19 protein-coding genes are annotated in these 17,461 nt (G+C 63.1%); 15 read left to right on the forward strand and 4 right to left on the reverse strand.

Going from position 1 to position 17,461, the window contains the following annotated elements; translation table 11 throughout:
• Nucleotides 1–103: 103 nt before the first annotated feature.
• From rfbD to ACBG85_RS10635, 4 genes are read left to right on the forward strand one after another with little or no spacing between them, the layout of a single operon-like run.
• The gene (gene rfbD, locus ACBG85_RS10620) at nt 104–943 is read left to right on the forward strand and encodes a dTDP-4-dehydrorhamnose reductase (protein WP_230359719.1); all 840 of its coding nucleotides are present in this window, start codon (nt 104–106) and stop codon (nt 941–943) included.
• A gap of 43 nt (nt 944–986) precedes the next feature.
• Nucleotides 987–1,901, forward strand: coding sequence for a glycosyltransferase family 2 protein (locus tag ACBG85_RS10625; RefSeq protein ID WP_003940999.1), 915 nt, complete (start codon nt 987–989; stop codon nt 1,899–1,901).
• Nucleotides 1,898–2,980: a sugar phosphate nucleotidyltransferase gene (locus ACBG85_RS10630; RefSeq protein WP_037125580.1), complete on the forward strand. Its 1,083-nt coding sequence runs from the start codon at nt 1,898–1,900 to the stop codon at nt 2,978–2,980. The genes ACBG85_RS10625 and ACBG85_RS10630 overlap by 4 nt, the downstream gene beginning before the upstream one ends.
• A 32-nt stretch (nt 2,981–3,012) precedes the next feature.
• Nucleotides 3,013–3,783, forward strand: a complete 771-nt coding sequence (locus ACBG85_RS10635; protein ID WP_003940765.1) for an SGNH/GDSL hydrolase family protein — start codon at nt 3,013–3,015, stop codon at nt 3,781–3,783.
• Here ACBG85_RS10635 and ACBG85_RS10640 read toward each other — a convergent pair.
• The 3 genes from ACBG85_RS10640 to cofD are packed head-to-tail and all read right to left on the reverse strand — an operon-like array spanning nt 3,774 to nt 6,714.
• On the reverse strand, nt 3,774–4,334 hold the full coding sequence (locus ACBG85_RS10640; RefSeq protein WP_372027439.1) for an NUDIX hydrolase: 561 nt from the start codon (nt 4,332–4,334) through the stop codon (nt 3,774–3,776). The two genes, ACBG85_RS10635 and ACBG85_RS10640, sit on opposite strands and share 10 nt — an antisense overlap.
• Nucleotides 4,335–4,339: 5 nt before the next feature.
• The gene (locus ACBG85_RS10645) at nt 4,340–5,725 is read right to left on the reverse strand and encodes a coenzyme F420-0:L-glutamate ligase (RefSeq protein ID WP_372027441.1); all 1,386 of its coding nucleotides are present in this window, start codon (nt 5,723–5,725) and stop codon (nt 4,340–4,342) included.
• On the reverse strand, nt 5,722–6,714 hold the full coding sequence (gene cofD, locus ACBG85_RS10650) for a 2-phospho-L-lactate transferase (RefSeq protein WP_003940958.1): 993 nt from the start codon (nt 6,712–6,714) through the stop codon (nt 5,722–5,724). Before cofD ends, ACBG85_RS10645 begins: the two co-directional genes overlap by 4 nt.
• Before the next feature lie 380 nt (nt 6,715–7,094).
• Between cofD and ACBG85_RS10655 the strand changes: the two genes are divergently transcribed.
• On the forward strand, nt 7,095–7,373 hold the full coding sequence (locus ACBG85_RS10655) for a WhiB family transcriptional regulator (protein ID WP_020907098.1): 279 nt from the start codon (nt 7,095–7,097) through the stop codon (nt 7,371–7,373).
• A gap of 175 nt (nt 7,374–7,548) precedes the next feature.
• Here ACBG85_RS10655 and ACBG85_RS10660 read toward each other — a convergent pair whose 3' ends face one another.
• Nucleotides 7,549–8,037, reverse strand: a complete 489-nt coding sequence (locus tag ACBG85_RS10660; protein WP_003940797.1) for a metallopeptidase family protein — start codon at nt 8,035–8,037, stop codon at nt 7,549–7,551.
• A gap of 79 nt (nt 8,038–8,116) precedes the next feature.
• Here ACBG85_RS10660 and ACBG85_RS10665 point away from each other — a divergent pair, with 79 nt between their 5' ends.
• The 10 genes from ACBG85_RS10665 (at nt 8,117) to ACBG85_RS10710 (ending at nt 17,438) form a co-directional block, all read left to right on the forward strand.
• Entirely contained in the window at nt 8,117–8,503 is a 387-nt protein-coding gene (locus tag ACBG85_RS10665) for a DUF3499 domain-containing protein (RefSeq protein WP_007731177.1), read from the forward strand.
• A gap of 127 nt (nt 8,504–8,630) precedes the next feature.
• Entirely contained in the window at nt 8,631–10,004 is a 1,374-nt protein-coding gene (locus ACBG85_RS10670; protein ID WP_003941022.1) for a phosphomannomutase/phosphoglucomutase, read from the forward strand.
• Between the two features lie 163 nt (nt 10,005–10,167).
• On the forward strand, nt 10,168–11,262 hold the full coding sequence (locus tag ACBG85_RS10675) for a hypothetical protein (RefSeq protein ID WP_058039087.1): 1,095 nt from the start codon (nt 10,168–10,170) through the stop codon (nt 11,260–11,262).
• A complete protein-coding gene (gene manA, locus ACBG85_RS10680; RefSeq protein WP_047271699.1) occupies nt 11,263–12,495 on the forward strand; it encodes a mannose-6-phosphate isomerase, class I in 1,233 nt (410 codons plus the stop codon).
• Nucleotides 12,496–12,503: 8 nt separating this feature from the next.
• Complete coding sequence (locus ACBG85_RS10685; protein ID WP_372027445.1) at nt 12,504–13,463, forward strand: cation diffusion facilitator family transporter; 960 nt, start codon at nt 12,504–12,506, stop codon at nt 13,461–13,463.
• A gap of 86 nt (nt 13,464–13,549) precedes the next feature.
• The gene (locus tag ACBG85_RS10690; protein ID WP_007731185.1) at nt 13,550–15,046 is read left to right on the forward strand and encodes an amino acid permease; all 1,497 of its coding nucleotides are present in this window, start codon (nt 13,550–13,552) and stop codon (nt 15,044–15,046) included.
• A gap of 111 nt (nt 15,047–15,157) precedes the next feature.
• Entirely contained in the window at nt 15,158–16,384 is a 1,227-nt protein-coding gene (locus ACBG85_RS10695) for an alkane 1-monooxygenase (RefSeq protein ID WP_372027447.1), read from the forward strand.
• The gene (locus tag ACBG85_RS10700; RefSeq protein WP_003940827.1) at nt 16,384–16,569 is read left to right on the forward strand and encodes a rubredoxin; all 186 of its coding nucleotides are present in this window, start codon (nt 16,384–16,386) and stop codon (nt 16,567–16,569) included. The genes ACBG85_RS10695 and ACBG85_RS10700 overlap by 1 nt, the downstream gene beginning before the upstream one ends.
• On the forward strand, nt 16,566–16,748 hold the full coding sequence (locus tag ACBG85_RS10705; protein ID WP_003940894.1) for a rubredoxin: 183 nt from the start codon (nt 16,566–16,568) through the stop codon (nt 16,746–16,748). The genes ACBG85_RS10700 and ACBG85_RS10705 overlap by 4 nt, the downstream gene beginning before the upstream one ends.
• A gap of 48 nt (nt 16,749–16,796) precedes the next feature.
• A complete protein-coding gene (locus ACBG85_RS10710; protein ID WP_003941024.1) occupies nt 16,797–17,438 on the forward strand; it encodes a TetR family transcriptional regulator in 642 nt (213 codons plus the stop codon).
• Nucleotides 17,439–17,461 lie beyond the last annotated feature (23 nt).

The raw sequence follows: 17,461 nt of genomic DNA on the forward strand, positions 1-17,461 counted from the left end.
GTGGACGCGCGCGGCGCTGCGGTTGCTGGTGGGACACCCCTTCAGGTTACTGGTCCGATGCTCGGCCGCGGGTACCTCGACGCGGCGTGCCAGACTCAACCGTGTGACGAATATCCTGCTCACCGGCGCCCGAGGGCAGCTCGGAACACGTATCGATGCTCTCGCAACGTCGGCGGGTCACACTGTGACGGCCGTCGGTTCCCGCGAGCTGGACATCACCGACAGCCGCGCGGTCGACGACTTCGTCTCGCCTGGTTCGGTGCTGATCAACTGCGCTGCGTACACGGCCGTCGATGCTGCCGAGACCGACCAGGAGGCGGCGAGGGCGGTCAACGAGATCGGACCGCGGAATCTCGCGCAAGCCTGTGCGCGGGTGGGTTCGCGGTTGATCCACGTTTCGACGGACTACGTCTTTCCGGGCGATGCAAGCTCGCCATACGACGTCGATGCACCGACCGGTCCCGCGACGGTCTACGGCCGAACCAAACTGGACGGCGAGATCGCTGTTCGAGAGTCGGGGGCTGACGCGGCCGTTGTCCGCACCGCGTGGGTGTACTCCGGTGTCGGCACGGATTTTGTCGCCACGATGAGAAGGCTCGAAGCCGAACGCGAATTCGTGAACGTCGTGGACGACCAGATCGGGTCACCCACGTACAGCGTCGATCTGGCCGGCGGCATCGTCGAACTCGCGCTGCTGGACTTCACGGGTGCGTCGACATTCCACGTGACCAACGGCGGGCAAGCAAGTTGGTACGAGTTGGCGCGAGCTGTTTTCGAGGAGATCGGAGCAGACCCTGCTCGGGTGCGCCCGTGCAGTAGTGCGGAGTTCGTACGCCCTGCCTCTCGCCCGGCATATTCGGTCTTGTCCGAGCGCGCGTGGGTTACCGCGGGAATGACGCCGCTGCGTCCGTGGCGAGAGGCTCTGCACGCCGCTCTGGCGTGAGCATTGTTCGGGGCAGTGGCCGCGGACGGCTAGGCTGACCGGCGTGAGTCCCAAGCTGGCCGTGGTAACGGTGACCTACTCGCCAGGCGAGCATCTCGAGAATTTCTTGAGCACGCTCGCTGTGGCGACGACAGAAAAACCCCAGGTCATCATGGCCGACAATGGGTCGACCGATGGTGCCCCCGAGGCCGCCGATGCCAAGTACGAGCATGTCCGTCTGCTTCGAACCGGCGGAAACATCGGGTACGGGGGAGCGATAAATCGGGCTGTAGCGGAGATCGATTCGTCGATCGAATTCGTCGTGATTTCCAACCCGGACGTCCAATGGGCACCCGGTTCACTCGACGAATTGGTGGCTGCGGCAAATCGGTGGCCAAGGGCCGGTGCACTGGGGCCGAAGGTCCTCGAACCGGACGGCAGTGTCTATCCGTCGGCGCGAACGGTGCCCGACATCACCTCGGGCGTCGGGCACGCGTTGCTCGGTACCGTATGGCCGAAGAACCCGTGGACTGCTCGTTACCGTCAGGAGAACGAGGCCGTCACCGAGCGTGCAGTGGGGTGGCTTTCCGGGTCGTGCCTGCTGGTGCGACGCGACGCCTTCGACACCATCTCAGGTTTCGACTCTCGTTACTTCATGTACATGGAGGACGTGGACTTCGGTGACCGCCTCGGAAAAGCCGGGTGGCTCAACGTATTCGTCCCCTCGGCCGTCGTCACCCATGCCAAAGGCCATGCGGCAGGACGTCATCCGGAACTGATGTTGCCTGCCCATCATCGCAGTGCGTACCAGTTCCAGGCTGATCGCCATCCGCACTGGTGGCAGGCTCCGCTACGACTTGCCTTGCGCGGTGGCCTCGCGGTGCGATCCAAGATCGCCGTAGCTTCTGCAGTTCGCGAGCGCGCTCGCACCGACAACTCGACCGACAACCCATCAGTTTCGAACCACGGGGGAAAATGATGTCCGATCCGAATCCGACCGACGCCGTAATCCTGGTAGGCGGCAAGGGCACTCGGCTGCGTCCGTTGACGCTGTCGGCGCCCAAGCCGATGCTTCCGACAGCCGGCCTTCCGTTCCTGACGCACCTGCTCGCCCGCATCGAGGCAGCCGGAATCAAGCACGTCGTGCTCGGAACGTCCTTCAAGGCAGAGGTATTCGAGGACTACTTCGGCGACGGCTCCAAGATGGGCCTCGAGATCGACTACGTCTTCGAGACCGAACCGCTGGGCACCGGTGGCGGAATCCGCAACGTGCTGCCGAAGTTGCGCGGTGACAACGTCATGGTGTTCAACGGCGACGTGCTCGGTGGCACCGATCTGAACGGCATTCTCGAGACCCACGAGAAGACGGACGCCGACGTGACCCTGCATCTGGTTCGTGTGGGAGACCCGCGAGCATTCGGTTGCGTTCCGACCGACGAGGACGGACGAGTCTCGGCATTCCTGGAGAAGACTCAGGATCCGCCGACGGATCAGATCAACGCCGGTTGCTACGTCTTCAAGCGCGAGATCATCGAACAGATCCCCGAAGGACGACCGGTATCGGTCGAGCGCGAGGTGTTCCCGAATCTCCTGGCCGAGGGCAAGCGGGTGTTCGGCCACGTCGACTCGTCGTACTGGCGTGACATGGGAACCCCCGAGGACTTCGTTCGCGGTTCCGCCGACCTGGTGCGAGGTATCGCACCTTCGCCGGCTCTCGAAGGTCCGCGCGGCGAGTCGCTGGTTCACCCCGGAGCCGGAATCGCGCCGGGCGCTGTTCTGATCGGCGGCACGGTTGTCGGTCGAGGCGCAGAAGTTGGTGCAGGCGCTCGCCTCGACGGTGCAATTCTCTTCGACGGCGCCGTTGTGGAAGCCGGGGCGGTGGTCGAACGATCGATCCTCGGATTCGGCGTCCGTATCGGACCCCGAGCGCTGGTCCGCGACGCTGTCATCGGAGACGGCGCGGACATCGGTGCGCGGTGTGAATTGTTGCGCGGCGCACGCGTGTGGCCGGGGGTGACGCTGCCGGACGGTGGCGTGCGCTTCAGCACAGATGTGTGATCGTTAGCTGACCTACTGGAATACTGGCGGGTATGACTTCTCTTCCGAGCCGTTACGTTGCCCTCGGTGACTCGTTCACCGAGGGCGTCGGCGACGCCGACGAACGATTCCCCAACGGTCTGCGCGGGTGGGCAGACCGAGTGGCCGAGCAGCTGGCGGTGAACAATCCCGACTTCCGCTACGCCAACCTGGCGATTCGTGGTCGCCTACTCGGACCGATCATCGACGAGCAGTTGGAACCCGCTCTGGCGTTGAAGCCCGATCTGGTGACCATCTACGCCGGCGGAAACGACATGATGCGTCCGAAGCTCGACATCGATGCGATGGTCGCCCGCTACGATTCGGCAATCGGTCAGCTCACTGCATCCGGCGCTCGGGTTCTGATGTTCACCGCGTACGACACCGGATGGTCCGCCTTCTTCGGCAAGCTCCGCGGACGTCTGGCGATCTACAACGAGCTTGTTCGCGAGGTGGCCGACCGCCACGACGCGACCCTCGTCGACTTCTGGCGATTCTCCGAATATCAGGACCTTCGGATGTGGGACTGGGATCGCCTCCACATGTCGCCCTCCGGGCACGAGAACATGGCGACGCGTGTGCTCGACGTGCTCGGCGTCGAACACGGATTGACCCCGCCCGATCTCGGGCCTGCGCCGGTTCTCACGAAAGCCGAAACTCGTCGCGAGGATCGTCAATGGGCGCGAGAGTTCTTGGTGCCGTGGGTAGCTCGGCGCGTGAAGGGAACATCTTCGGGCGACGGCGTGAGCGCCAAGCAGCCCCAGCTTTCTCCGATTCAGTCCTGATTCTTGCGCTGACGGGCGAGCGCGACCAGGTGGTCGATGGTCTCGCGTTCCGCTGTAGGTGGGAGCGCGTCCACCGGCCACCATCTGAGGTCGGTGGACTCTGCGCTGCGGACGATATGTGAATTGTCCGGCGCCGCAACAAGAAACCGTAGATCGAGATGGCGAGTCGGTACTCCGAGTGAGCACGTGATCGGATGCGTGTGGGCGGAGAGTAGGTCCGCGTCTATCCGAACGTCGTGAATTCCGGACTCCTCGCGAGCTTCCCGCAATGCCGCATCTACCACCGTCTCGTCGTCGGGCTCGCAGTGGCCGCCGAGCTGAATCCACCTGCCCACCTTGGGATGCAGGGTCAGCAAGACGTGGCAGCCACTCTCGTCGAGAACGAGAGACGACGCGGTGATGTGTCCCGGTGCGTGGCGACGAAGGCAGCCGTCCGGAGCCGAATCGAGGAACGCGAGCATCGTGTGCCGCAATGATTCGTCCGCTTCGGAGGACGTCTCCCAGCCCTCCAGGACGCCCTTGGCGGAGGCGTGCAGCGATTCGGCTGACATGGGACCTACAGCTCCACCAACGCGTCCCCGGGGGCGGAGACAGAGCGCGGAGTCAGTGGTTCGAGGGGGTGCCCGATTGCGATGGCACCGAGTGGCTGCCAATCCGCCGGGAGATCGAGTTGTTCGCGTACGAGATCGGCGGCGAAGATCGTCGATCCGATCCAGCAGCTTCCCACGCCGCGGGTAGCCAACGAGACCAGCAGTCCCTGCACTGCCGCGCCGGCGGCGACCGTGAACATCGTCGACTCCGCCGCGGTTCGTCCGGCATCCGGATAACTGTGTGCGCCATCGGGCACGCAGAAGGGAATGACGACCTCGGGGGCCTCGAACAGGATGTTTCCGCGGGCAACCCGGGCCTCGACGGATTCGTCACTGCGACCGTCGGCGCGAAGATCGGCGGCCCACTTCTCGCGCATCTGCTCGAGAAGAGCCGTGCGGACCGACTCCGTGCGTAGCCACACGAATCGAACCGGTCTCGTGTGGTGCGGTGCGGGAGCGGTGAGTGCCTCGGCGATCGAGCTGCGAATGATCTCCGCGTCGACGGGATCACTTGCGAACTGTCGGACCGATCGACGCAACAGCAGCGCCTGGCCACGGCCCATCGCCGTAGCTTCCTCGGTGCCCAGCCAGAACAGATCGTCCGGGCCGCGGCGAATCAGATCCTGGCCACTCGAACCGTCGTCCTCGAACCGAAGCCCACGAACGACGGCGACGGGAACGCCGCCCAGCTTGCCCTTGACCAAGTCGCCCGCAGCGGCGATTTCGTCCGCGATCGCGATCTCGGTGACGATCAGATCGTTGCCCTGACTGTCCTGTGCTCCGAGGTAGCCGTGCAGGACCGGAATGCCGGAGGAACCGATTGCGGCGTCGGTCTGCCCGTTGCGCCACGCACGACCCATCGTGTCGGTGACGACGACGGCGACGGACTTGCCCGTGCTCTCGAGAATTCGGGCGCGCAGACCCGCAGCGCTCGCATCCGGATCCACGGGGAGCAGCGCCAATTCGGCACCGTCGACGTTGGAGCCGTCGATGCCCGATGCGGCCTGCACGATTCCGAGTTTGTTCTCGGTGATCAGAGTGCGGCCCTTGCGTGCCACGACGCGGACGGCTTCCTGATCCACCAGGAGGCGTCGTGCCGCGTCGCGCTCTTCCGGATCGGTCGGTGAGGAAACGATGCGACCCTCGACTTTGGAGAACACCTTGCTCGTGACGACAACGACGTCGCCGCTCTCGAGCCACGGCGTCGCGTCGACGACAGCGGTGGCCAAGTCGTCTCCGGGCCGGAACTCGGGAAGCCCGAGCACTGGAATGACTTCGATTGCGGCGCCGGGGGAGTGATCACCGGGAGAGTGATTTCTGTCGCGGCTTGCTTCGGTTCCGGGCTCGGTCACAGTTCGACTCCGGCGATCTCGAAAGCCGTGCGAACCATTTTCGCGGTCTCTTCGGGGGACGTCATCAAAAGTGGGATGCTTCGCACGTCCACCCCGTCGATGTCGGCCGTGTCACCTTCGTCGACGAGCCAGCCGTCGAGAATGCCGTTGATCGAACGAGCTCCGTAGTGGCGACCGATCGCCTCCGAAGTCGTCTCGACCCCGATCACCTCGAGGCACTCGTCAGCCATGCCGCGCAACGGTTTTCCGCCGATGACGGGGGAGAGGCCGACAACCTTGGCCGCGGTTGTTCGCAGGGCACCGCGAATGCCGGGCACCGCGAGGATTGCGCCGACGCTCACGACGGGATTGGACGGTGCGATCAGCACGATGTCGGCACCGTCGATCGCCTCGACCACCCCTGGCGCGGGCTTGGCCTGCTCGGCGCCGACGTGAGCGAAGCTGTGCGTTTCCACCTGTGCCCGATGGCGTACCCACCACTCCTGGAAATGAATCGCCTTCTGCTCACCGTCTTCCGGATCGGTGATCACGACGTGTGTTTCGCTGCGGTCGTCGCTCACGGGAAGCAGTGCGACACCGGGATTCCAGCGATTGCACAACGCTTCGGTGATCGCGGACAACGGATATCCCGTGCGGAGCATCTGGCTGCGAATCAAATGCGTTGCGATATCGCGATCTCCGAGGCCGAACCAGTCCGGCTTCGCGCCGTACGCGGCGAGTTCTTCTTTCGCATTCCAGGTTTCGCCGGCGTGCCCCCACCCGCGTTCGGTGTCGATGCCGCCGCCGAGTGTGTACATACAAGTGTCCAGATCGGGGCAGATGCGCAGACCGTGCATCCACACGTCGTCCCCGACGTTGACGACGGCCGTGATGCGATGTGGGCCTTCGTATTTCTCGAGGGATTCACCACCGGCGATTCCGAGCGCGTTTTGAACACCTTGAAGGAAACGGGCCCCGCCGACGCCGCCAACCAATACAGTCACGTTCACGACAACAGAGCCTAGGCGGTCGGCGCGTCGTCGTGTCTGGCGGGCAGAAGGTCCCGTCAATTGAGGGCCGGAATACTAATGGATTCATCTCGTTTAGCTTGACCGCGACACGCTGGACGTGTGTAATCTCAAATGTGTCATTCCAACCGCTACTTGTGAGTTCACTTGCAGCGGGGCCGGTTTCGAACACAGTTTCGAACGGTCGACGGGGTGGGGTTGAAGATGGAGTGAAAATTCTGCGCTATTACAGGTGAGGAGGCGGAACGATGCCCAATGAAAATGTCGAGATCAGTTCTCTCGCAATGACAGTAAGCGACGAACCGCAGACCGATTCCCGAGCAGGCGCAGCGGAAGGTGCCTGCAGCAGTGAGTTCGACGGTATGAGTACTCGGCCAGTGCTGAGTCTCGTCACCGGCTTCGAAGAATTGTTCGACACCATCGAGGATCAGTGGCAGGAGCGTGCTCTCTGCGCGCAGACCGATCCCGAAGCGTTCTTTCCTGAAAAGGGAGGATCGACGAGGGAAGCAAAACGGATCTGCCTCGGTTGTGAAGTTCGTGACGAGTGCCTCGAGTACGCGCTCGCGAACGACGAACGGTTCGGAATCTGGGGAGGGTTGTCCGAGCGCGAGCGTCGGCGACTCAAGCGGGGGATCATCTGATCTGCTGCTGAATCGGTTCTGTCAGCGTCGGGGCTGACGGGCGGTCTTCGAAAGTCTGACCTGCAACGGGGAATTGCAGGTCAAGCAACGACTGTTTTGTTCTTCGTGTGGATTTACTTCTTCGTGTGACATCAGTTTTTTCGTCTGACAGTGCGTCAGTCCTCGTCGGGCAGTATCAGTCCTCGTCGGGCAGCGTGGGGTCGATGACCTGTGGGTCGACGCCCAGATACGTGCCGACTTGATGGACCAACACGTCGTGCACCAGATCCGTGAGTTCTTCCGGATCCTTCGCTCGCTGCTCCAATGGGCGGCGAAACAGCACAATTCTTGCGCGAGTCGTATTTCCGTGACGGTCGATTCCGGCCGGAATCAGTCGTGACAGTGGAACCGGGCCGTCTGCGATGACCTCCGGCGGCCATGTGACGGACTCCGGATCGTGCGCGTGAATCTTCGGAACTTCGTCCACTGCGATGTCGAGTTTCGTCAGCCGGTCGTGCCATGCGAGGTCGACGGGAGAGAAGGCGTCGAGCACCAGGAGATCGAACTTCTCCGCGCGGGTACGCCTGGCGGGCACCTCCGGGGGAAGTAGCGGTCCGCGCAGGCCACGGCCGTGTCGCTCGATGGAACGAGTGGTGACCGAGCGTCGGCGGCGGGCTTGTGGCATGGCGCCAGATTACGACAGGAGAAACTGCTCGGTGTGTCCGAGTAGGTTCCGGACGTGGGGAGGGCTAGGCTCCGTACCTGTGAGATCTCTGCGTCGCTGCTGCCGCCCCGGGTGTAAGAACCCCGCCGTCGCGACGCTTACGTATGTCTACTCGGACTCCACTGCGGTTGTCGGGCCGCTGGCAACCGTCGCCGAGCCCCATTCATGGGATTTGTGTGACACTCACGGCTCTCGAATCACCGCCCCCAAGGGGTGGGAACTCGTCCGCCACGAAGGCGGATTCGCGTCGAGTACTCCCGACGAAGACGATCTGACCGCTTTGGCTGAAGCTGTACGTGAGGCCGGTCTCGGAGATCGCAGCAAGTCCAACGTCGATGCAGATGAGGACATACGTCCCGCAGCTCCGAGTACTGCCCGTACAGGGCGTCGTGGACACCTACGCGTTCTGCCCGACCCGTCCAACTGACGCGAGATTCGTCGCCGTAGACGCTAGGCTCGACCGAGTACTTCCACACCCGAGTACTGCGAATCTCCGGACGCCATGCGCCCGGACGTTCCCGTCTGTGAGGGTGCATGCACAAGGAGAGTTTTCAGTGGGGCGAACAGCCGAGTCGGTTGCTGCAATCATCAAGGCGTACGACGTACGCGGTGTGGTCGGTGAGCAGATCGACGAAGATTTTGTCCGCGACGTCGGTGCGTCGTTCGCCCGCCTGGTCCGCGACGAGGCCGGCGCCGCCACGACGGTTGTGATCGGCTACGACATGCGCGCATCGTCGCCCACACTGTCTTCGGCTTTCGGTGACGGCGTGCTTGCTCAAGGGCTCGACGTCGTCTACATCGGATTGGCGTCGACCGACGAGCTCTACTTTGCATCCGGTTTGCTGAACTGCCCGGGCGCGATGTTCACGGCGAGCCACAATCCCGCCAAGTACAACGGCATCAAGATGTGTCGGGCCGGCGCCAAGCCGGTCGGTCAGGACACCGGCCTCGCAGTCATCTCCGCCGAGGTCGTCTCGGGTGTTCCCGCGTACGACGGACCGGCAGGCACCGCCAGCACCAAGGACGTCCTCGAGGAATACGCGAGCTACCTCCGCGGATTGGTCGACCTGGCTGCGTTGCGCCCGCTGAAGGTCGCAGTCGATGCAGGCAACGGTATGGGCGGCCATACCGCGCCGGCCGTATTCGGGCCGATGCCCCTCGACGTCCTGCCGCTCTACTTCGAGCTCGACGGCACGTTCCCCAACCACGAAGCCAATCCGCTCGATCCGGCCAACCTCGTCGACCTGCAGGCCTACGTGCGCGAAACCGGAGCGGACATCGGCTTGGCGTTCGACGGTGACGCGGACCGTTGCTTCGTCGTAGACGAGAAGGGCGACCCGGTCTCGCCGTCCGCGGTGACGGCACTTGTCGCCAAGCGCGAACTCGCGAAGGAACCGGGCGCGTCGATCATCCACAACCTGATCACGTCACGGGCAGTGCCCGAACTGGTCGAAGAACTCGGCGGCGTCGCTATTCGTACCCGAGTCGGCCACTCGTTCATCAAGCAGGAGATGGCCGAGACCGGTGCGGTGTTCGGCGGCGAGCACTCCGCTCACTACTACTTCCGCGACTTCTGGGGCGCCGACTCCGGCATGCTCGCGGCGCTGCACGTACTCGCCGCACTGGGCGAGCAGGATCGTCCGCTCTCCGAGTTGATGGCGGAGTACACCCGCTACGCGGCCTCGGGCGAGATCAACTCCACCGTGGCTGACGCGGCAGATCGTACGGCCGCTGTACTGGCGGCATTTGCCGACCGCACCGAGTCGGTGGATCGCCTCGACGGTGTCACGGTCAGCCTCGAGGGAAATGCCTGGTTCAACTTGCGCGCGTCCAACACCGAACCACTGCTGCGACTCAACGTCGAAGCACCCACGTCCGCCGATGTCGACGCATTGGTGAACGAAATTCTGGCGATCGTCCGGGCTTGAATCCGAGTCTGATCGGTTTGTCGGTGAGCCGAAGCCCTGGGATAGTTGGGGGACTATCTCAGGAACGACGGCCTCGGGAACGAGGGCTTTGCCACCACGGACCGCGTGGAGCTGGAATGCTGGATGGTGCGGGAACTGCTAACGGAGAAGGGGGTGCGGTGAGATGACAGCGCCGATGCCGCTTCTCGACCTCGACGACAGCGAGGGTTTGTCAGCTGCCGATTCGGAAGGGCTACTGCGGTCTGTAGCCATGGGCGGCGCACAGATTCGGGCCACCGCGTCGGCCGTCGGTGAGGGTGTGATCTCCCGATTGGCCGGTCTGCGTCCGCGCAGCGTCGTACTCATCGCCGGCGCGGGTGGCGCCCGGCACGGAGCCAGGATCGCGCTTGCTCTCGTAGGAGATTCGGTCGGTTGCCCGCTCCTCGTTCTCGATCGGACGCCGTCGTGGGCCGGGCCATTGGACGTGATCGTCGTCGCCGGTGACGATGCCGGTGATCCACGCCTCGTCGAATCCGTTGACAGTGCCGTACGCCGCGGCGCCGAGGTTGTTGTCGCCGTTCCCGACGAGGGGCCCATGCGAGCCGTGGCGGCCGGGCGCACCATGCCCTTGCCACCGCGGCTCTACGCCTCGCCCCGGCACACTATGACGCGGTTCCTCGCCGTCTTCCTCGCGGTTGCCGCCGAAATCGAGGGCAAGGGATCGATCGAGGACCGTTCGGCGGTGCTCGGTCGAATCGCCGACGCAGTTGATGCGGAGGCGCTGCGGGACGGACCTGCCAACGAGGTATTCCACAACCCGGCCAAGTCGTTGGCCACCAGGATGAGCGGCCGGCGAGTCGTTCTGTGTGGAAGTGGTTCCGTGACAACAGCACTCGCAGAGTTCTCGAGCGTTGCGTTGATGAGCTCCGGCCTGAACGCCGCTGCCGCCGAGATCTCCGAGGTGATTCGTTCGGCGCGGGCACTGTTCGCGCCGGACGCAGCTTCACGTGATTCGGTGTTCCACGACCCCTTCTTTCACGATCCGCAACTCGACGGCGCGCTGCCGACCCCGCCGGCGCGGGCGTTCGTCTTCGCGACCGAATCCACGCGCGGGGAGGCGAGGCGCCGGATGGACGCACTGGCTGACGCCGACCTGGTGGTTGCGGCAGACGAAGACCAGACCAACGTGGTCATATCGGAGATGGAGCAGGTATTCGTGTTGGCGTCTCGAATAGACATGGCCGCGGCGTACGTGCAGTTGACGGGCGGTGCGAAGTAAGTGCGTGAACTCGAAGGTGCACTTCGTTCTTACGCGTGGGGCTCGCGAACGGCAATTGCCGAACTACGCGGTCTTTCGACTCCGTCGAATCATCCCGAAGCGGAATTGTGGTTGGGCGCGCACCCGGGTGACCCGGCGCGCGTGATCACCGAATCCGGAAGCGAGTCGTTGCTCGAGGTCCTGCACCGCGAACCCGAACGCGAACTCGGCCGTGAGAACCTCGAGGCATTCGGTGAGCGACTCCCATTCCTGCTCAAGCTGCTTGCGGCGGAAGAACCGCTGTCGCTTCAAGCGCACCCCAGCGCCGTTCAAGCCGACGAGGGATTTCGTCGTGAGAACGCACTCGGCGTTCCCATGGAATCGCCGATTCGCAACTACAAGGACGGCAGCCACAAGCCCGAACTCGTTGTCGCGCTGAGCAGATTCGAAGCGCTTGCCGGATTCCGCGAGCCGACGCGGACTGTCAAACTGCTGCGCGCTCTGGCCGTCGACGAGTTGGAGCCGTACATCGGTCTGCTCGAAGGCCAACCCGATTCCGACGGACTGCGGGCGTTGTTCACGACGTGGATCACGCTGCCGTCCACGGTGCTCGGGACCTTGCTCCCTGCCGTACTTGCCGGGTGCATCACCTACGTCGCGCACCACGACGCCGAATTCGTGACCGAGATCCGCACCGCGCTGGAATTGAGCGAGGCGTACCCCGGCGACGCCGGTGTTCTGGCGGCACTGCTGCTCAACCGCGTCACCCTCGAGCCCGGCCAAGGACTGTTTCTCGCTGCCGGCAATCTCCACGCGTATCTCCATGGACTCGCGGTCGAGATCATGGCCAACTCCGACAACGTGCTGCGTGGTGGGCTGACACCGAAGCACGTCGACGTGCCCGAATTGCTGAGGGTTCTGGACTTCGTCGGGGCCGATATCGAAGTGCTCGATCCGGCCCCGTCATCAGGATCAGGTCAGTCAGGATCAGGTAGATACGAGTACGTCACGCCGGCGCCCGAATTTCGTTTGACGCGTCTGGAGTTCGACGCGAATTCCACGGACATCGCCGTCGACGCTTCAGGCCCGCGGATTCTGATCTGCACCGACGGCGCGGTCACTGCGACGTGCGGCACTGACACTCTCGACCTCGATCGAGGCCGAGCGGCGTGGATCGCTGCCGACGAGCCCGCGATACACCTGAGCACACGGACCCCGACTGCGCAGGTTTTCAGTGCCGTAGTCGGAAACTAGGAGACATTGTGTCGGCTCATGGTGGCAAGAAGGCAATTCTGGCGGCCCTCGGAGCCAATGCCGGAATTGCCGTAGCCAAGTTCGCCGGATTCTTGATCACCGGATCGTCGTCGATGCTCGCCGAATCGGTGCACTCGGTGGCCGACACGTCCAATCAGGGTTTGCTGCTCCTGGGGCAGAAGAAGGCAGAACGTGACGCGGATCAACTGCACCCGTTCGGCTACGGGCGCAACCGATACTTCTATTCGTTCGTCGTTGCACTGGTGCTCTTCACCCTCGGTTCGCTGTTCGCGATTTACGAGGGTATTCACAAGATTCAGCATCCGGAAGAACTCAATTCGGCTTTCGTGGCAATCGCTATTCTTGGCATAGCGATTTGTCTGGAGGGCTACAGCTTCCGGACCGCAGCGAAGGAATCACGACCGCTCAAGGGAAATGCGTCGTGGTGGAACTTCATCCGAACCTCTCGTAGCCCGGAACTCCCGGTTGTGCTGCTCGAGGACACCGGCGCATTGATCGGTCTCGTCCTTGCACTCGGCGGCGTCGGTCTCACGATGGTGACCGGAAATCCGGTCTTCGACGGCATCGGAACTCTGTGCATCGGTGTCCTGCTCGGCATCATCGCGGTCATTCTGATCATCGAAATGCAGTCGCTGCTGATCGGTGAGGGCGCAACGGCGGTGGAGACCGAACTGATCCTCAACGCCCTGGTCGACGGAACTCGTATCGAACGCGTCATTCATTGCAAGACGCAGTACCTCGGTCCCGAGGAGATCCTTGTTGCTGCCAAGGTTGCGGTGCCGATCGGATCGACGATCTCGGACGTGGCGACGGCGATCGACGAGGCCGAGTCTCGCGTGCGCGCTGCAGTGCCTGCGGCGCGGGTGATCTACCTCGAGCCGGACCTGGATCGTCTCAGCGCAGGAGATCGCCCTGAAACAGATCTACAGGCTCCCGACAAACCCTGAACAAAGCTGCGCCTGCGGGCTTAGGCTGATGCCATCTCTCTACTTGCCCATGGTGGGACCTGCTGGTCCCCAGCAAGGAGGCGGCAATGGCTGTCAAGGACGAGCAGGCCGGATCTGGACGGTCGAAGCTGTTTCGAACCAAATCGATCGAGCAGTCCATCAAGGACACCGACGAGCCGGAAACCAAACTCCGGAAAGAACTGAACTCGTGGGATCTCACGGTGTTCGGTGTCGCAGTAGTCATCGGTGCGGGCATCTTCACACTCACGGCTCGGACGGCGGGAAATGTCGCCGGGCCGTCGGTCTCGCTCGCGTTCGTCATTGCCGCCATCGCCTGCGGACTGGCAGCGCTGTGTTACGCCGAATTCGCGTCGACGGTCCCGGTTGCCGGTAGCGCGTACACGTTCTCGTACGCGACGTTCGGCGAATTCGTCGCCTGGATCATCGGCTGGGATCTCATCCTCGAATTCGCCTTGGCGTCTTCGGTGGTCGCCAAAGGCTGGTCGCTGTACCTCGGCGAAGTGATGGGCTCACGCAGCCCGATCGTCGAGTTGGGGCCGATATCCTTCGACTGGGGTGCGGTGCTGGTGATCGCTGTCATCACGATCCTGCTCGCGACCGGCACAAAACTCTCGTCGAGGGTGTCGCTGGTGATCACGGCGATCAAGGTCGCGGTGGTGTTGCTGGTGATCGTCGTCGGCCTCTTCTACATCGACACCGACAACTACTCGCCGTACATTCCGCCGTCGGAGCCGGGCTCGACGGGAGAGGGCATCCACCAGTCGTTGTTCTCGTACGTGACCGGGGCCGGTGGCAGCACCTTCGGGTGGTACGGATTGCTCGCGGCAGCCAGTCTGGTGTTCTTCGCGTTCATCGGCTTCGACGTCGTCGCCACGACGGCGGAGGAGGCGAAGGAGCCGCAGAAGGCGCTGCCACGCGGCATCCTGGGTTCGCTCTTGATCGTCACGGTTCTGTACGTGGCGGTGACACTGGTGCTGACCGGGATGGTGAAATACACCGAGCTCGAGGGCGATACATCCAATCTGGCAACGGCATTCGCCTTCCACGACATCACGTGGGCGAAAAACGTCATCTCGTTCGGTGCGTTGGCCGGTCTCACGACAGTGGTGATGGTGTTGATGCTCGGGCAGACCAGGGTGCTCTTCGCGATGGCACGCGACGGTCTGATGCCACGACGCCTGGCGCCGACCGGCAAGCACGGAACCCCTGTGCGGATCACGATCTTGGTCGGCGTCGTGGTCGCGGTGCTCGCCGGCGTTTTTCCGATCGGCACCCTCGAGGAAATGGTCAACATCGGCACACTGTTCGCTTTTGTTCTCGTCTCGATCGGGGTTCTCGTGCTCCGTCGGACGCGTCCCGACCTACCTCGCGGATTCAGGGTGCCGCTGGTCCCGCTGGTCCCGATTCTGGCCGTCCTCGCGTGTCTGTGGCTGATGTTCAACCTGTCGGTGGAGACCTGGATGAGGTTCGTGGTCTGGATGGCCCTCGGCGTTGTCATCTATTTTGCCTACAGCAGGCAGCATTCGATGATCGGGAAGCGTGAACGCGGCGAAATCGAGTAGATGTACAAAGTTTATGATTTGTCTATCACTTGTACAAAATCAGTAGTACTGTCTACCTCATAGTGAACTGACTCACAGTTTTCGGGTCGGTCCGAATCGAGGAGGTAGACCGTGTCGACGCACGTGGACTCGCAATCCGGCCAGACGCTCCCGCCCGAGCAGTGGCGTGACAAGAAGAGATACCTCTGGCTGCTCGGCCTCGTGCCGCCGACGGCGGTCTTCATCGCCGTCGGATTGGTCGCGTTGTTCAACAGTCTCGGATGGAATGCGGTCTCGCCGGTGTGGTGGTGGATCGGGCCGCTTCTCGTCTACATCCTGCTCCCGATCCTCGACGTCTTCTTCGGCCCAGACGGCGAGAATCCGCCGGACGAAGTGATGGAGCGCCTCGAGAACGACAAGTACTACCGGTATTGCACCTACATCTACATACCGTTCCAGTTGGTCAGCCTGGTCATGGCCTGCTACCTCTGGTCGGCGACCGATCTGTCCTGGCTCGGAATCGACGGGGGACTTGGGCTGATCTCCAAGATCGGTCTGGCGATCAGTATCGGTTGTGTCGCAGGAATCGGGATCAACACCGCACACGAGCTCGGTCACAAGAAGGACGATCTCGAACGCTGGTTGTCGAAGATCACTCTGGCGCAGTCGTTTTACGGCCACTTCTACATCGAGCACAATCGTGGACACCACGTGCGCGTCGCCACGCCCGAGGATCCGGCGTCGTCTCGCTTCGGTGAGAGCTTCTGGACCTTCCTGCCGCGCAGTGTGTGGGGATCTCTGCGCTCGTCGTGGTCCCTGGAAAAGGCCAGACTCGATCGACTGGGTAAGAAGCCGTGGACAATTCGCAACGACGTCCTGCATTCGTGGTTGATGTCCGTCGTACTGTTCGGTGTCCTCGTCGCCGTCTTCGGCCTCTCGGTACTGCCGTTCCTGGTGCTGCAGGCCGTGTTCGGATTCTGTCTGCTCGAAACCGTCAACTACCTCGAACATTACGGACTGAAGCGTCGTCGTCTGGACAGCGGGCGGTACGAGCGTGCAGCACCGGAGCACAGTTGGAACAGTGATCACATCTGCACCAACATCTTCCTGTATCACCTCCAGCGTCACAGCGATCATCACGCGAACCCGACGCGTCGTTATCAGACGCTTCGAAGCATGGACGGTGCGCCCAACCTGCCCAGTGGGTACGCGAGCATGATCATCCTCGCCTACGTTCCACCGCTGTGGCGAAAAGTGATGGATCCCAAAGTCCTTGCGCACTACGGCGGCGACATCACCCGCGTCAACGTTCAGCCGTCCAAGCGTGATCGCATCCTTGCTCGGTACGGAGCAGCGTGATGAGCAGCTATCGATGCCCGGTCTGTGAATACGTCTACGACGAATCGAAGGGTGCACCACGAGAAGGGTTTCCGGCGGGCACGCCGTGGGATGCCGTGCCGGACGACTGGTGCTGTCCGGACTGCGGCGTGAGGGAAAAGCTGGACTTCGAGCCGATGCCGGCAACGGCGGGGAGTGAATCATGAACGACTACAAGCTGTATCAGTGCGCGCAATGCGGCTTCGAGTACGACGAGGCAGTCGGCTGGCCGGAGGACGGTATCGAACCGGGCACTCGCTGGGACGACATTCCCGAAGACTGGAGTTGCCCGGACTGCGGGGCGGCGAAGAGCGACTTCTTCATGGTTGAGGTCGAACGACGGTGAGATGCGTCGGCGTCGAACGGACCTAGGTGCGGCGGTAGTGTCGTCACCATGACTTCGACGCCCACTCGTCTGCCGCAGAAAGAAGCGTCGCGCCTGCTGCTGCGTACGTCGGTGCTCGATTCGATGCGTGAGTTGTTGACCGAGCGCGACTGGTCCGAGGTGACGCTGACGGTTCTGGCCAAGCATGCCGGTGTGAGTCGTCAGACGCTCTACAACGAGTTCGGCTCGAGGCAAGGGCTTGCCGAGGCGTACGCGCTTCGCCTTGCTGACGGCTTCGTCGACGCGGTGGACGAGGCCATGGTGGCGAACGACGGACGTGCAGTCGAGGCGTTGACGGCGGGTTTCGGATCGTTTTTCGCCTCCAGTGCAACCGACCCGTTGGTGATCTCTCTGCTCACCGGTGAGGCCAAGCCGGACCTGCTTCGCCTGATCACCACCGACAGTGCGGTCATCATCGAGCGCGCGTCGTCGCGGCTTGCGGAGAGTTTCCAGCGAGGGTGGATTCAGGCGTCACCCGCCGACGCCGGAATTCTGGCCAGGGCGATTGCGCGTCTCGGGCTGAGCTACATTTCGATGCCGCCGGAGTCCGAGGCTTCGGTGGCGGAGGATCTGGGCATACTGCTCGGGCCGTTCATCGACGTGGCGCGCGAGGGCCGCGCAGTAGAGGGGCGGGCGGGAGAGGGCGTCTAACCGATAGCCTGGTACACCGATAG

This window comes from Rhodococcus sp. NyZ502 (assembly GCF_041464245.1).
Classification (GTDB): domain Bacteria; phylum Actinomycetota; class Actinomycetes; order Mycobacteriales; family Mycobacteriaceae; genus Rhodococcus_F; species Rhodococcus_F qingshengii.